This is a genomic window from Streptosporangium sandarakinum, assembly GCF_050942225.1.
GTDB lineage: Bacteria > Actinomycetota > Actinomycetes > Streptosporangiales > Streptosporangiaceae > Streptosporangium > Streptosporangium nondiastaticum.
In genome coordinates this window covers 2,555,390-2,570,865 of record NZ_CP192034.1, presented here as the reverse complement: position 1 = coordinate 2,570,865, position 15,476 = coordinate 2,555,390, and the positions used below count along the sequence as shown (strand labels likewise).

The 15,476-nt window shown below is 72.2% G+C and carries 13 protein-coding genes and 1 pseudogene; all 14 read right to left on the bottom strand.

Features of this window, described 5'->3' with window-relative positions:
- Positions 1-125: 125 nt before the first annotated feature.
- Entirely contained in the window at positions 126-1,313 is a 1,188-nt protein-coding gene (gene metK / locus ACQP10_RS12055; protein ID WP_179818447.1) for a methionine adenosyltransferase, read from the bottom strand.
- Between the two features lie 403 nt (positions 1,314-1,716).
- Positions 1,717-2,085 carry a hypothetical protein gene (locus tag ACQP10_RS12050; protein WP_346020351.1) on the bottom strand — a complete coding sequence of 123 codons (369 nt, stop codon included), beginning with the start codon at positions 2,083-2,085 and terminating at the stop codon, positions 1,717-1,719.
- A 92-nt stretch (positions 2,086-2,177) separates the two neighbouring features.
- Positions 2,178-3,506 (bottom strand): bifunctional phosphopantothenoylcysteine decarboxylase/phosphopantothenate--cysteine ligase CoaBC, encoded by a 1,329-nt coding sequence (coaBC, locus tag ACQP10_RS12045; protein WP_433541369.1) that lies wholly within the window; start codon positions 3,504-3,506, stop codon positions 2,178-2,180.
- Between the two features lie 8 nt (positions 3,507-3,514).
- A complete protein-coding gene (gene rpoZ, locus ACQP10_RS12040) occupies positions 3,515-3,781 on the bottom strand; it encodes a DNA-directed RNA polymerase subunit omega (protein ID WP_179818449.1) in 267 nt (88 codons plus the stop codon).
- 12 nt (positions 3,782-3,793) lie between these two features.
- The gene (gene gmk, locus ACQP10_RS12035) at positions 3,794-4,366 is read right to left on the bottom strand and encodes a guanylate kinase (RefSeq protein ID WP_179822772.1); all 573 of its coding nucleotides are present in this window, start codon (positions 4,364-4,366) and stop codon (positions 3,794-3,796) included.
- Positions 4,367-4,563: 197 nt separating this feature from the next.
- Entirely contained in the window at positions 4,564-4,887 is a 324-nt protein-coding gene (gene mihF / locus ACQP10_RS12030) for an integration host factor, actinobacterial type (RefSeq protein ID WP_012889515.1), read from the bottom strand.
- Positions 4,888-5,073: 186 nt separating this feature from the next.
- Positions 5,074-5,786 (bottom strand): annotated as a pseudogene (gene pyrF, locus ACQP10_RS12025) (orotidine-5'-phosphate decarboxylase).
- On the bottom strand, positions 5,783-6,757 hold the full coding sequence (locus tag ACQP10_RS12020) for a dihydroorotate dehydrogenase (protein ID WP_346020354.1): 975 nt from the start codon (positions 6,755-6,757) through the stop codon (positions 5,783-5,785). Before ACQP10_RS12020 ends, pyrF begins: the two are co-directional and overlap by 4 nt.
- Positions 6,747-7,598, bottom strand: coding sequence for a dihydroorotate dehydrogenase electron transfer subunit (locus tag ACQP10_RS12015; RefSeq protein WP_346020355.1), 852 nt, complete (start codon positions 7,596-7,598; stop codon positions 6,747-6,749). Before ACQP10_RS12015 ends, ACQP10_RS12020 begins: the two co-directional genes overlap by 11 nt.
- Positions 7,599-7,851: 253 nt before the next feature.
- Positions 7,852-11,187, bottom strand: coding sequence for a carbamoyl-phosphate synthase large subunit (carB, locus tag ACQP10_RS12010; protein WP_433541368.1), 3,336 nt, complete (start codon positions 11,185-11,187; stop codon positions 7,852-7,854).
- The gene (carA, locus tag ACQP10_RS12005; RefSeq protein WP_399499596.1) at positions 11,180-12,412 is read right to left on the bottom strand and encodes a glutamine-hydrolyzing carbamoyl-phosphate synthase small subunit; all 1,233 of its coding nucleotides are present in this window, start codon (positions 12,410-12,412) and stop codon (positions 11,180-11,182) included. Before carA ends, carB begins: the two co-directional genes overlap by 8 nt.
- Before the next feature lie 248 nt (positions 12,413-12,660).
- Positions 12,661-13,965, bottom strand: a complete 1,305-nt coding sequence (locus tag ACQP10_RS12000; protein ID WP_389998028.1) for a dihydroorotase — start codon at positions 13,963-13,965, stop codon at positions 12,661-12,663.
- The gene (locus tag ACQP10_RS11995; RefSeq protein ID WP_179818457.1) at positions 13,962-14,897 is read right to left on the bottom strand and encodes an aspartate carbamoyltransferase catalytic subunit; all 936 of its coding nucleotides are present in this window, start codon (positions 14,895-14,897) and stop codon (positions 13,962-13,964) included. The genes ACQP10_RS12000 and ACQP10_RS11995 overlap by 4 nt, the downstream gene beginning before the upstream one ends.
- Positions 14,894-15,460, bottom strand: coding sequence for a bifunctional pyr operon transcriptional regulator/uracil phosphoribosyltransferase PyrR (pyrR, locus tag ACQP10_RS11990; protein WP_346020359.1), 567 nt, complete (start codon positions 15,458-15,460; stop codon positions 14,894-14,896). Before pyrR ends, ACQP10_RS11995 begins: the two co-directional genes overlap by 4 nt.
- Positions 15,461-15,476 lie beyond the last annotated feature (16 nt).

Sequence of the window (15,476 nt, the reverse complement as noted above, 5' to 3'; positions counted from 1 at the left end):
CCCCAAGATCCTTCAAGGAGAAACTACTCCCGCCGGTGACCGGTTCGCGATCAAGGTCGCCGGAACGGCGCAGCCCCCGTGAGCCGTCTCACGGGGGCTGCCGGGCGGATGGTCCGCGGCCCGGTCTACAGGCCGGCGGCGGCGCGCAGGGCGTCGGCCCGGTCGGTGGCCTCCCAGGAGAACTCCGGCCGGCCGAAGTGGCCGTAGGCGGAGGTCGCCGAGTAGATCGGGCGCAGCAGGTCGAGGTCACGGATGATCGCGGCCGGGCGCAGGTCGAAGACCTTGAGCACGGCCTCCTGGATCTTCTCGATCGGCGCCTTCTCGGTGCCGAAGGTCTCGACGAAGACGCCGACCGGGTGCGCCTTGCCGATGGCGTAGGCGACCTGGACCTCGGCGCGGTCGGCCAGACCGGCGGCCACGATGTTCTTGGCGACCCACCGCATGGCGTAGGCGGCCGAGCGGTCCACCTTGGACGGGTCCTTGCCGGAGAAGGCGCCGCCGCCGTGGCGGGCCATGCCGCCGTAGGTGTCCACGATGATCTTGCGGCCGGTCAGGCCGGCGTCGCCCATGGGGCCGCCGATCTCGAAGCGGCCGGTGGGGTTGACCAGCAGGCGGTAACCCTCGGTGTCGATGTCCAGGCCGGCGAGCACCGGGTCGACCACGTGCTCCTTGATGTCCGGCGCCAGCATCTCCTTGAGGTCGATCTCGGCCGCGTGCTGCGTGGAGACGACGACGGTGTCGAGGCGGACCGGCTTGTCACCGTCGTACTCGATGGTGACCTGGGTCTTGCCGTCCGGGCGGAGGTAGGGGACGGTGCCGTTCTTGCGGACCTGGGACAGGCGCTCGGACAGGCGGTGGGCGAGGGTGATCGGCAGCGGCATCAGCTCGGGGGTCTCCCGGCAGGCGTAGCCGAACATCAGGCCCTGGTCCCCGGCTCCCTGGCGGTCCAGCTCGTCGCCGGCCTCGCCCTCGCGGGCCTCGTAGGCGTCGTCGACGCCCTGGGCGATGTCGGGCGACTGGGCCCCGATGGACACCGAGACGCCGCAGGAGGCGCCGTCGAAGCCCTTGTGGGAGGCGTCGTAGCCGATGTCGAGGATCTTCTCCCGGATGAGACCGGGGATGTCGACGTAGGTCTCCGTCGTCACCTCTCCGGCGACGTGGACCTGGCCGGTGGTGATCAGCGTCTCGACCGCGACACGGCTCCTGGGGTCACCCTTGAGCATGGCGTCGAGAATCGCGTCACTGATCTGGTCGGCGATCTTGTCCGGGTGGCCCTCTGTGACCGACTCGGAGGTGAACAGGCGACGGGACAAGTCAGTGGCTCCTCATGCAGCGGCTGCTGGCGTTCAGGGCTCTGGCATCGGCACGACGCCAGTAGCGCTTCGCCGAAGTCTAGCCCCACCTGTGACGGCGCCGCGAAACCATCACGTTCGTATCATCTCGTGTCGGGCCCGGCTCAGCACCTCGTATCGTGCCTCGCGGGCTCATGGCGACGCTGCGCGTCGCGGCTCGGGGGCTCAGACCCGATGTCTTCCCTCGTCACTTCGTCGCTCCGCTCCTGCGTTCCTCAGTCCAGACACCGGCGCCCCCTCGCACAGGCTCATGGCGACGCTGCGCGTCGCGGCTCGGGGGCTGGAGCCCGGTGTCTTCCCTCGTCGTTCGCTCGCTGCGCTCGCTCACTCCTCGGTCCAGACACCGGCGCCCCCTCGGGGCGGGTCAGAGGTCGGGGAGCGGGTCCGGGGGCAGTGTCTCGGGTGCGAAGACCTCGGCGTCCGCGGCGGCGACCACCGCCGCGTACTCCTCCTCGATCTCGAAGACCATGCCGCCCAGCGCGATGGCCGCGCCCACCGAGAACTCGACCGGCCCCAGGCGGGTACGGCGCGCGTGCGTGGCGTACACCGAGGTCGGCATGTTCTGGTCGAAGAACCGGGTGGACAGCACGAAGATCGACCGGCTGGAGACCACGATCAGGAACGTGGCCATCCCCGGCGAGCCCACCGACAGGGCGGGCAGGACGTAGCGGATGTCCTCACCGGGGGGCAGCAGGGCGCGGCACCGGGCCCGGACGGCGGCGGACACCGGCATGGTCGACTCCTCCCCGCCGGACGCGTTCCACGACCTTCCGGACGCAGTATCCGCCGGGAGGGCGGCCCCGGCAAGCACCGGCGGGCGGCCGGTCAGGCCAGGCGTTCGGCGACGAGGTCCCAGACCACGTCGGCGAGGTCCTCCTTGGGGCCGCGGGGCACCTCCGCCCGCTCCCCGTCCGCGCCCAGCACCACGGCCGCGTTGTCCGGGGTGCCGAAGGCCAGGCCCGCGCCCACCTGGTTGACGACGAGCAGGTCGCAGCCCTTGCGGGCGAGCTTGGCCTGGCCGTTGGCCAGGACGTCGTCGGTCTCGGCGGCGAAGCCCACGATGACCCGCGGGTACGGCTTGAGCCCCTCGCGGCGGCGCTCCCCCAGCTCGGCGAGGATGTCGGGGTTCTCGACCAGGTGGACCGGCTCGGGCCCGGCCGAGGTCTTCTTGATCTTCGAGTCTTGCGGCGCGACGGGCCGGAAGTCGGCCACGGCGGCGGCCATGACGACCGCGTCGGCGTCCTCCAGCGCCGCCAGGACGGCCTCGCGCAGCTCCAGGGCCGACTCCACCCGGACCACCGTCGCCCCGGCCGGGTCGGGCAGTGAGACGTTGGCGGCCACCAGGGTGACCTCCGCCCCGCGGGCGACGGCCGTGCGGGCCAGGGCGTACCCCTGCAGGCCCGAGGAGCGGTTGCCGATGAAGCGGACCGGGTCGATGGCCTCGCGGGTGCCGCCGGCGGAGATCACCAGGCGGCGGCCGGCCAGGTCGGCGCCGCGCCCGCGCAGCGCCCGGCGGCAGACCTCGAAGATCTCGCGGGGGTCGGGCAGCCGGCCGCGGCCGGTGTCGGCGCCGGTCAGGCGGCCCACGGCGGGGTCGATGACGATCGCGCCGCGCTCGCGGAGCGTGGCGACGTTGGCCCTGGTCGCCGGGTGCTCCCACATCTCGGTGTGCATCGCGGGGGCGAACACCACCGGGCACCGCGCGGTGAGCAGGGTGTTGGTCAGCAGGTCGCCGGCCAGCCCGTGGGCGGCGCGGGCGAGCACGTCGGCGGTGGCGGGCGCCACCACCACCAGGTCGGCGCCCTGGCCGATCCGGACGTGCGGGACCTCGTGCACCGAGTCCCAGACGTCGGTGGCGACCGGGTTGCCGGACAGCGCGGCCCAGGTGGGCTCGCCGACGAATTTCAGGGCCTCGCGGGTCGGGACGACCCGGACGTCGTGGCCGGACTCGGTGAACAGGCGCAGCAGCTCGCACGCCTTGTAGGCGGCGATGCCCGCGCTGACGCCGAGGACGACGGAGGGGCGGGGCGACCGGCCCTCCGCGCGCGCCGCGGCGTCCGCGGGGACGCCGTGCCGGTCGCCGGCCGGATCGCCGATCGGGCCCTCGTCCGGCGCGGCCGGGCGGCCCGCCGTCACGCCCTCGCCAGACGTCATCGGTGCGACTAGCCCTCGATCGGCTCGGCGGTGAGCAGGCCCTCGCTGACCTCGCGCAGCGCGATGGACAGCGGCTTCTCCTGCGCGTGGGTCTCGACCAGCGGGCCGACGTACTCGAGCAGGCCCTCGCCGAGCTGCGAGTAGTAGGCGTTGATCTGCCGCGCCCGCTTCGAACCGAAGATCACGAGGCTGTACTTGCTGTCGACGATGTCCAGCAGCGCGTCGATCGACGGGTTGGTGATGCCTTCGGAATAGGAGGAGGCGTTGGTAGCCACGTGTGATTTCCCCTAGCTAGGTGAACGGCCGGGGCGCGAGGCCTCGGGAGCATCAGCCATCAAGGCTATCAGCCGGTGGCATACATCCTGGACGGACGTGTTGACAAGGGTCAGGTCGAATTCGCGCTCGGCCGCCATCTCGACGCGGCCGGCCGCGAGGCGCCGCTCGATGACGTCCTCGGGTTCGGTGCCCCTGCCGCGCAGGCGCTTCTCCAGCTCCTCCCAGGTCGGGGGGGCCAGGAAGACCAGGAGGGCCTCGGGCATGGTCGCGCGCACCTGCCGCGCGCCCTGCAGGTCGATCTCCAGTACGGCGGGCACCCCGGCGGCGAGCTTCTCCAGCACCGGGCCGCGCGGCGTGCCGTACCGGTTGCCGGCGAACTCGGCCCACTCCAGCAGTTCGCCGGAGGCGACGAGGCGGTCGAACTCCTCGTCGTCGGCGAAGAAGTACTCCACGCCGTGGGTCTCGCCCGGACGGGGCTTCCTGGTGGTCACCGAGACCGACAGCCACACCTCGGGGTGTGCCCGCCGGAGCTCGGCGACGACCGTGGACTTGCCGACGCCCGACGGCCCCGAGAGGACCGTCAGGCGCCTGCCAGCCGGGCCGGGGAGGACTCGCGCCCGCCCCCGGCCCGCGGCCGAGGAGGTGGAGCCGCCGGACCCGCTTTCAGCGGCTTTCCCCGAGGCAGGGCTTCCGCCCTGCCGCGTCGTTCCGGACACTCCAGACCCCCCGTGATGACATTTCCCGCCGAAACGGGACGAACATGGTCGTACTTGAACCGAGACTAGCTCTCGGCTCCGCCGAACTCACGCTCGAGTGAAGCCCGCTGGTTGGCACCCAGGCCCCGCACGCGGCGGGACTCGGCGATGCCGAGCCGCTCCATGAGCTGCTTGGCGCGGACCTTGCCCACGCCGGGGAGCGACTCCAGAAGAGCCGAGACCTTCATCTTGCCGATGACGTCGTCAGCCTGCCCGTCTTTGAGCACCTCAGCCAGAGAGATGGCGCCGTGCTTGAGACGGTTCTTAACCTCGGCACGCTCTCGGCGGGCCTTGGCAGCCTTCTCTAGGGCTGCGGCGCGCTGCTCAGGGGTAAGGGGAGGAAGAGCCACGCCGGGTCACCTCGAATTTCCTGTCGATGTACTCGGACGGGAAGGGAAACTAGCTGGTCATGACGTTTCAAGCAACGTCAAGGCCAGTTTCTCCCCTTAGAAAATCTACTTTGTCGCCCTGCGTGACGAGATTGTGACTCGGTGTCGATGAAAGTACGGTCTACGGGGCGTTTTCAGCGACGAAGATCACACTCGCCGATCGCCCGCTGCGGCGCTCCGCCGGAGGGCCGCGGCGATGCCCGCGGCCGCCGCGCCGGGGTCGGCCGAACCGGTGATCGGGCGGCCGATCACGAGCAGGTCGGCCCCGTCGGCGAACGCCTGCTCCGGCGTGGCCACCCGCGCCTGGTCCTGACTTCCGGAGCCCTCGGGGCGCACCCCGGGGTGATCAGGGTGACGTCCGGCCCCACCTCCCCACGCACCGCGGCGACCTCCTGCGGCGAGCAGACGAGCGCCTGGGCGCCCGCGCCGACGGCCATGGCCGCCAGGCGGCGCACCGCGTCGCCGGGCGGGCCGGCGAGGCCGATCCGCTCCAGGTCGGCCTCCGACAGCGACGTGAGCACCGTCACGGCCGCGATCCTCGTGTCCGGAAGGGCCTGTACGGCCTCTGAGATCATCGCGGGGCCGCCCGCGGCGTGGACGGTCAGGATGGCGGGCCTGAGCCGTCCTACGGCCCTTGCGGCGCCGGCGACGGTGTTGGGGATGTCGTGCAGCTTCAGATCGAGGAAGATGTCGACGCCGCTCGCCCCGCGCACCGAGGCGATCACCTCGGGGCCGTAGCGGAGGTAGAGCTCCAGTCCGACCTTGATCGTGCTGACGTGGGGCGTCACCAGGCTCGCCCAGCGGGCCGCGGTCTCCAGGTCGGGCGCGTCCAGGGCTACGGCGATGGGTGCGGGCCTCACAGGGAACTCTCCTCCAGGTCTGTACGGTGCCGGGTCGACGCGCCCGGCGGGCGGTGGGCCAGCCCGACGGCGTCGGCGAGCCGGTTGAACCCCCGGGCCGCCAGCAGTTCCTCCAGCTCGCGCAGGATCCGCATGCAGGCGTAGGGGTCGTGGAACAGGGCGGTGCCCACGGCGACGACGCAGGCGCCCGCCAGGATGAGCTCGAAGGCGTCCCGGCCGGTCAGCACGCCGCCCATGCCGATGATGGGCACGCTGGGCAGCGCGGCGTGCACCTGCCACACGCAGCGTACGGCCAGCGGCCGCACGGCGGGGCCGGACAGCCCCCCGGTGACCGCGGCGAGCGCGGGCCGCATGCTCTCGGTGTCGATGCTCATGCCGAGCGGATTGTTGATCATCGAGAGGGCGTCGGCGCCGCCGTCCACGCACGCGCGGGCGACGCTGACGATGTCCGGCACGTCCGGGGAGAGCTTGGCCACCACGGGCACGTCGTAGCGCATCACCGAGCGCACCGAGGCGATCACCTCGGCCGAGGCGGCGCCGTCGCGGGCGAAGACCCGGCCGCGGTCCTCGATGTTGGGGCACGACAGGTTGACCTCCACGGCGGTCACCCCGGGCGCGTCGGTGAGCCTGCGGGCCAGGGCGGTGTACTCGGCCACGGTGCCGCCGCCGATGGAGACCACCGTCCGGACGCTCCGCTGGGCCAGCCAGGGCAGCTCGCGCTCCAGGAAGGCGTCCACGCCCGGCCCCTGGAGCCCGACGGCGTTCAGCATGCCCGAGGGCGTCTCGGCCATCCTGGGCGTCGGACGGCCCGCCCTGGGGGCCATCGTGATCGACCGCGTGGTGAGCGCGCCGATGCGGCCCAGGTCGAAGAACTGCGCCAGCTCGGCGCCCGACGCGGCGCACCCGGCGGCCGTGGTGATCGGGTTGACCAGCTCCACATGTCCCAGGTACGTGCGCATGTCAACCGGCATGCCGCGATCCCCCACCGGGCGCTCCCAGCGCGTCGAACGGGATCGTTCCGACGTCGTCGAACCGGACGCGCTCGCCCCGGAAGACCGGGCCCTCGACGCACGAGCGGACCATCCGGGTGACGCCGTCGTCCCCGATGACCGGCAGCACGCACGTCATGCACACGCCGATCCCGCACGCCATCCGCTCCTCCACGGCCACCTGGACCGGGATGTCGAACTCGACCGCCACGGCGGTGACGCCACGCAGCATCGCCATCGGGCCGCACGCGTAGACCGCGTCGGCCCGCACGTCGGCGATCACCCCGGGCAGCACGTCGGTGACCTTGCCGCGCATCCCCACCGAGCCGTCCTCGGTGGTCAGCGTGGTGGTCTCCCCCATCCGGCGGGCGCGCAGCGCGCCGAACACCCGGTCGGCGGAGGCCGCGCCGAGCACGAAGTCGACCCGGCAGCCGCGCCGCTGGAGCGCGTCGGCCAGCGGGAACAGCGCGGCCGAGCCGTGCTCCCCGCCGGTCAGGACGCAGCCCACCGGGTCGCGGGGCAGCGGGAAGGGACGGCCGAGCGGGCCGACCAGGTCGAGCGTGTCGCGGGCCCGGCGCTCGGCCAGCCACTCGGTGCCCGGGCCGCGCACGGTGAAGACGAACTCCACGGTGCCGCCGTAGTCGGGCTTGACGTCGTGGACGAAGAAGACGCGGCGGGTCAGCGACGACGTCCGCGCGCCGCCGACCGCCACCGCCACGAAGTGACCGGGCCGGAAACGCTCGGCGATGCCGGGCGCCACCACGGTCAGCGCATGGTAAGCGTCGACCCGGCGCGTCGTCAGCACCGTGCCGGTCACCTGCACCGGAGTAACAGGCGTCTTCCTCACCTCCGCCTGGGGCGTCGCCCCGCAGATCCGCCGTGCCCGTGGTCCCCTTCGCTCGCCCCCTGTCTCCGCCCTTCCCGGTCATCCCCGCGTTCGGCGGCGCCTACGGCCGCGTCCGGCTCCTCACTCGCTTCGCGGACGGCTCATTCTTCACCGGCCACTCCGCTCGCTCATCCCCTCATCCGCTCGTCCACACGGTCGCGTCCGGCTCCTCACTCGCTTCGCGGACGGCTCATTCTTCACCGGCCACTCCGCTCGCTCGTCCCCTCATCCGCTCCGCGTGCTCCTGGAGGGACCGTACCCCCACGTCGCCGCGGACGATCGCCTGGATGCCCTGCACGGCGGCGGCCAGACCCTGGACGGTCGTGATGCACGGGATGCCCCGCAGCACGGCCGCGGTGCGGATCTCGTAGCCGTCCAGCCGCGGCCCGGACTGGCCGGGGCTGCCGAAGGGCGTGTTCACGATGAGGTCCACCTCGCCCTCCAGGATCCGCCGGCCGATGGTCGGTTCACCGTCGGGGCCCGGCCCGTCACTCTGCTTGCGCACGATCTTGGCATGGACGCCGTTGCGGCGCAGCACTTCGGCGGTACCCTCACTGGCCAGGATCTCGAAGCCGAGATCGGCGAGCGCCTTCACCGGGAAGATCATGGCGCGCTTGTCCCGGTTCGCCACCGATACGAACGCCCGCCCCTTGACCGGCAGCGAGCCGTAGGCGGCGGCCTGCGACTTGGCGAAGGCGATGCCGAAGAACTCGTCGATGCCCATCACCTCGCCGGTGGAGCGCATCTCCGGGCCCAGCACCGTGTCCACCGCGTCGTTCATGCTGCGGATGAACCGGTTGAACGGCAGCACCGCCTCCTTGACCGCGATGGGCGCGTCCAGCGGCAGGGTGCCGCCGTCGCCCTCGGCCGGGAGCATGCCCTCGGCGCGCAGCTCGGCGATCCTCGCCCCCATCATCACCCGGGCCGCCGCCTTGGCCAGCGGCACCGCGGTGGCCTTGGAGACGAACGGCACCGTACGGCTGGCGCGCGGGTTGGCCTCCAGCACGTACAGGATGTTCGCCGACATGGCGTACTGCACGTTGATCAGGCCGCGCACGCCCACGCCGCGGGCGATGGCCTCGGTGGCCGTGCGGATGCGCTTGATGTCGTGGCTGCCCAGTGTCATCGGCGGCAGCGAGCACGCCGAGTCGCCGGAGTGGATGCCGGCCTCCTCGATGTGCTCCATGACGCCGCCGAGGTAGAGCTCCTCGCCGTCGAACAGGGCGTCCACGTCGATCTCGACGGCCTCGTCGAGGAACTTGTCCACCAGCACCGGGTGGTCGCTGGCGGCCCCGGCCCGGGACATGTAGGTGACCAGCGTCTCGTCGTCGTAGACGATGGCCATGCCGGCACCGCCGAGGACGTAGGAGGGCCGCACCAGCACCGGGTAGCCGATCTCGGCGGCGATCTCCAGAGCCTCCTGCTCGCCGGTCGCGGTGCCGTGCCGGGGCGCGGGCAGGCCCGCCTCGGCCAGGACCCGGCCGAACGCGCCGCGCTCCTCGGCCAGGTGGATCGACTCCGGCGAGGTGCCGACGATCGGGACGCCGGCGTCCTTGAGCGCCTGCGCCAGGCCCAGCGGGGTCTGGCCGCCGAGCTGGACGATGACGCCCGCGACCGTGCCGCTCTGCTGCTCGGCGTGGACGACCTCCAGGACGTCCTCCAGGGTGAGCGGCTCGAAGTAGAGCCGGTCGGAGGTGTCGTAGTCGGTGGAGACCGTCTCGGGGTTGCAGTTGACCATGACGGTCTCGTAGCCGGCCCTCGACAGCTCGAAGGAGGCGTGCACGCACGCGTAGTCGAACTCGATGCCCTGGCCGATGCGGTTGGGCCCGGAGCCGAGGATGATGACCTTGGGCCGCTCGCCCGGCGGGACCTCGGTCTCCTCGTCGTAGGTGGAGTACAGGTAGGGCGTCCGCGCGGCGAACTCGGCGGCGCAGGTGTCCACCGTGTTGTAGACCGGCCGCACGCCGAGCGCGTGGCGCAGGTCGCGCACCCGCTCCTCGGTCATGTCGCACAGCTCGGCGATCTGCGCGTCGCTGAAGCCGTGCCGCTTGGCCAGGGTCAGCGCCTCCGCGTCGAGCCGCGGGGTCCGGCGCAGCTCGGCGGCGACCTCCTCGATCGCGAAGAGCTGGTCGAGGAACCACGGGTCCACCGAGGTGGCCTCGAACAGCTCCTCGGGCGTCGCCCCGGCCCGGATGGCCTGCTGCATGGTGCGCAGGCGGCCGTCGTGGGGGTCGCGGCAGGCGGCGAGCAGCGCGCCCTTGTCGCCCGGCTCCCCGGCCCAGGTGAAGACCGCGTCCTTCTTCTCCAGGGAGCGCAGCGCCTTCTGCAGGGCCTCGGGGAAGGACCGGCCGATGGCCATGGCCTCGCCGACCGACTTCATGTGGGTCGTCAGCGTCGCGTCGGCCCCGGGGAACTTGTCGAAGGCGAAGCGGGGGACCTTGACCACGATGTAGTCGAGCGAGGGCTCGAACGACGCCGGGGTCTCCCGGGTGATGTCGTTGGGGATCTCGTCCAGGGTGTAGCCGATGGCGAGCTTGGCCGCGATCTTGGCGATCGGGAAGCCGGTGGCCTTCGAGGCCAGCGCGCTGGAGCGGGAGACCCGGGGGTTCATCTCGATGACGACCATGCGGCCGGTGCGCGGGTCGACCGCGAACTGGATGTTGCAGCCGCCGGTGTCCACGCCGACCTCGCGGATGACCGCGATGGCGACGTCGCGCATGTTCTGGTACTCGCGGTCGGTCAGGGTCAGCGCGGGGGCCACGGTGACGCTGTCGCCGGTGTGCACGCCCATCGGGTCGAGGTTCTCGATGGAGCAGACGATGACGACGTTGTCGGCCCTGTCGCGCATCACCTCCAGCTCGTACTCCTTCCAGCCGAGGATGGACTCCTCCAGGAGCACCTCGCTGGTCGGGGAGGCGTCGAGGCCGGCCCCGGCGATGCGGCGCAGGCCGTCCTCGTCGTGGGCGAAGCCGGAGCCGACGCCGCCCATGGTGAAGGAGGGGCGCACCACCAGCGGGTAGCCCAGCTCCGCCGCGCCGGCCAGGCACTCGTCCATGGTGTGGCAGACGACCGAGCGGGCCGACTCGGCGTTCAGGCCCCGCTCGGCGGCGACCTTGGCGACGATGGCCTTGAACATCTCGCGGTTCTCGCCCGCCTGGATGGCGTCCACGTCGGCGCCGATCAGCTCGACGCCGTACTCCTTGAGCACCCCGGCCTCGTGCAGCGCGATCGCGGTGTTCAGCGCGGTCTGGCCGCCGAGGGTGGGCAGCAGGGCGTCCGGCCGCTCCTTGGCGATGATCTTCTCGACGATCTCCGGGGTGATCGGCTCGACGTAGGTGGCGTCGGCGAACTCCGGGTCCGTCATGATCGTGGCCGGGTTGCTGTTGACGAGGATGACGCGGAAGCCCTCGGCGCGCAGCACGCGGCACGCCTGGGTGCCGGAGTAGTCGAACTCGCAGGCCTGGCCGATCACGATCGGCCCAGAGCCGATCACCATGACCGACCGGATGTCCGTGCGCTTAGGCATCCTTACCACCCCTCGTGTTCATGGTCGCGTTCGCCTGCTCCGCGTTCACGGTCGCGCTCGGCTCCTCACTCGCTGCGCGGCCGGCTCCTTCGTCGCCGCCCACTCCGCTCGCTCGTCCCCTCGCCTGCTCCATCAGGTCGCAGAACCGGTCGAACAGCCCCGCGGAGTCGTGCGGGCCGGCCGCCGCCTCGGGGTGGTACTGGACGCTGAAGGCCGGCCGGTCGACGAGCCGCAGCCCCTCGACGCAGTCGTCGTTGAGGTTGACGTGGGTGACCTCCGCCGGGCCGTACGGCGTGTCGAACGGCCCGTCCAGCGGTGCCCGTACGGCGAAGCCGTGGTTGTGCGCGGAGATCTCCACCTTGCCGGTGCTCCGGTCCTGGACCGGCTGGTTGACGCCGCGGTGGCCGTAGCGCAGCTTGTAGGTGCCGAGGCCCAGGGCCCGGCCGAAGATCTGGTTGCCGAAGCAGATGCCGAAGAACGGCCGGCCCGCGGCGAGGACGCCGCGCAGCGCCTCGACGGCGCCGTCGGCGGTGGCCGGGTCGCCGGGGCCGTTGGAGAAGAACACGCCGTCGGGGTCGACGGCGAGGATGTCCTCGGCGGTGCTGGAGGCCGGCAGGACGTGCACCTCGCAGCCGCGCTCGGCCATCCGGTGGGGGGTCATCGCCTTGATCCCGAGGTCCACGGCCGCCACGGTGAAGCGCTTGGCGCCGATCGCCGGCACCACGTACGGCTCGGCGGTGGAGACCTCCTCCGCCAGGTCGGCGCCCTCCATGCCGGGGCTGCGCCGGACCCGCTCCACCAGCTCCTCGACGGGGGCGAGGGCGTCGCCGGAGAAGATCCCGGCGCGCATGGCCCCGCGCTCGCGCAGGTGGCGGGTGAGGGCCCGGGTGCCGGAGATGGCGATGCCGACGACGCCCTGCTCCCGGAGGTAGTCGTCGAGGGAGCGGCGGGCGCGCCAGCTGGAGGTGACGCGGGCGGGCTCGCGGACGACGTAGCCGGCGACCCAGACCCGCGAGGACTCGGGGTCCTCGTCGTTGACGCCGGTGTTGCCGATGTGCGGCGCGGTCATCGCGACGATCTGGCGGTGGTACGAGGGGTCGGTGAGCGTCTCCTGGTAGCCGGTCATCCCGGTGTTGAAGACCATCTCGCCGAAGGTCTCTCCCTCGGCGCCGTAGGGCGCCCCTTGGAAGACGCGGCCGTCTTCCAGCACTAGCACTGCGGTCACTCGAAAACCCCGATCATATCGGTCACTGCTCCGCAAAGTATGAAATATCAGGCATGGTGGTGGAGGGTGCCTCCACGATGTGAGACGCGCCGTTCCGCCCGGCTCCGCCCGCCCGTCCCCCGGGCACGGGCCGGCGACCAAGCGTCCACGCGCCTCCCCCGGCGCCCCGCGCCCTCCGCGGGCCGGGGCCGGGCGGCCCCGGCGCCCACCGCGCGGGGTGAACCGTACGGCGGGCGGCGGGCCGGGCGTCAGACGAGCTTGCCGTCCAGGACGGTCGGTCTGCCGCGCAGGAGGGTGGCCACGACCCGGCCGGGCAGGGTCCTGCCCTCGTACGGCGTGTTGCGGCTGCGCGAGGCGAAGGCCGAGGGGTCCACCCCGGCGCGCGCCGAGGCGTCGTAGAGCGTGATGTTGGCCGGGGCGCCCGCCTCGACGGGGCGGCCGTGACCGGCCAGGCGGCCGATCCTGGCCGGGGCGTACGACATGCGCTCGGCGACACCCGACCAGTCAAGCAGGCCGGTCTCCACCATGGCCTCGTGAACCACCGACAGCGCTGTCTCCAGCCCGATCATGCCCATCGCCGCGGCGGACCACTCGGTCTCCTTGTCCTCGACCGGGTGCGGGGCGTGGTCGGTGGCGACGCAGTCGATCGTGCCGTCGGCCAGCGCGAGGCGCAGCGCCTCGACGTCGGCGCGGGTGCGCAGCGGCGGGTTGACCTTGTAGATCGGGTTGTAGGCGCCGACCGGGGAGTCCTCGACGAGGTCGTCGGTCAGCAGCAGGTGGTGCGGGGTCACCTCGGCGGTGACGTCCCAGCCCTTGGACTTGGCCCACCGGATGATCTCCACCGAGCCGGCGGTGGAGACGTGGCAGACGTGCAGCCGGGAGCCGACGTGCGCGGCCAGCAGGCAGTCGCGGGCGATGATCGCCTCCTCGGCGACCGCGGGCCAGCCGGTCAGGCCGAGCCTGCCGGAGACCGCGCCCTCGTTCATCTGCGCGCCGGCGGTCAGCCGCGGCTCCTGGGCGTGCTGGGCGATCACTCCGTCGAACGCCTTGACGTACTCCAGGGCGCGGCGCATGAGCACCGCGTCGGAGACGCATTTGCCGTCGTCGGAGAAGACCCGGACCTGCGCCGCGGAGTCGGCCATCGTGCCGAGCTCGGCGAGCCGCTCGCCCTCCAGGCCGACGGTGACGGCGCCGACCGGGCGCACGTCGCAGTGGCCGGCCTCCTGGCCCAGGCGCCAGACCTGCTCGACGACGCCGGCGGTGTCGGCGACCGGGTCGGTGTTGGCCATGGCGTGCACGGCGGTGTAACCGCCCAGGGCGGCGGCGCGGGTGCCGGTCTCGACGGTCTCGGCGTCCTCCCGGCCCGGCTCGCGCAGGTGGGTGTGCAGGTCGACGAGGCCGGGCAGGGCGATGAGGCCCCGGGCGTCGATCGTCTCGTCGCCGGTCAGCCCCTGGCCGACCTCCTCGACGATCCCGTCGCGGATGAGGATGTCGGCCGGCTCTCCGCCGAGGATCCTCGCTCCCCTGACGACGGTGCTTCGCTGCTCGCTCACTGTCGGATCTCCCCCCCGAGGTCGGCGCCGCCCAGCAGCAGGTACAGGACGGCCATGCGCGTGGTCACCCCGTTGGCGACCTGCTCGACGATCGTCGAGCGCGGTGAGTCGGCCACCTCGGCCGCGATCTCCATGCCCCGGTTCATCGGGCCGGGGTGCATCACGATGGCGTCGTCGTGCATCCTGGCGACGCGGTCGCGGTCGAGGCCGTAGCGGCGGCTGTACTCCCGCTCGGTGGGGAAGAACGCGGCGTTCATCCGCTCGCGCTGGACGCGCAGCATCATCACCACGTCCGACTTGGGCAGCATGGCGTCGAGGTCGTAGGAGACCTCGCAGGGCCAGGAGCCGACGTTCACCGGCAGCAGGGTCGGCGGGGCGACCAGGGTCACCTCGGCGCCGAGCGTGCTCAGCAGCAGCACGTTGGAGCGGGCCACCCGGCTGTGCAGCACGTCGCCGACGATGGTGACCTTCCTGCCGTCCAGCGGGCCCAGGCGGCGGCGCATGGTGAAGGCGTCGAGCAGCGCCTGGGTGGGGTGCTCGTGGGTGCCGTCGCCGGCGTTGACGACGCTGCCGCGGACCCAGCCGGCCAGGCGGTGCGGCGCGCCGGAGGCACTGTGCCGGATGACGACGGCGTCGGCGCCCATCGCCTCCAGGGTCAGCGCGGTGTCCTTGAGCGACTCGCCCTTGGAGACGCTGGAGCCCTTGGCCGAGAAGTTGATCACGTCGGCCGACAGGCGCTTGGCCGCCGCCTCGAAGGAGATGCGGGTCCGGGTGGAGTCCTCGAAGAAGAGGTTCACCACGGTACGGCCGCGCAGCGTCGGCAGTTTCTTGATCGAGCGGTCCGAGATCTTGGCCAGCTCGTCGGCGGTGTCGAGGATGAGCAGGGCGTCGTCGCGGCTCAGGTCGGCCGCGGAGATGAGGTGGCGCTTCACCGTGCCTCCCCCTTCAGCAGCAGGACGGCGTCGCGGCCGTCGTTCTCCTCCAGGTAGACCTTGACGATCTCGGACTTGGAGGTGGGGAGGTTCTTGCCCACGTAGTCGGCGCGGATGGGCAGCTCGCGGTGGCCGCGGTCGACCAGGGCGGCGAGCTGCACGGCCTGCGGGCGGCCCAGGTCGTTGAGCGCGTCGAGCGCGGAGCGGACCGTGCGGCCGGAGAAGAGGACGTCGTCGACGAGGACGACGACCTTGCCGTCGATGCCGTCGGCGGGCAGTTCGGTGCGGCCGAGGGCCCTGGCCGGGCGCAGCCGCAGGTCGTCGCGGTACATCGTGATGTCGAGCGATCCGACCGGCACCGGGCGGCCCTCGAAGCGCCCGATGTGGCCGGCCAGGCGGCGGGCCAGATGGACGCCCCGGGTGGGGATGCCGAGGAGGACGATGTCCTCGGCGCCCTTGGTGCGTTCGAGGATCTCGTGGGAGATGCGGATCAGGGCGCGGTTGATGTCGGGTCCCTCGAGGACCGCGCGCGCGTCCTGGGCATGCGAAACGGCGTCAGCCAAAAGAACACCACCTTTC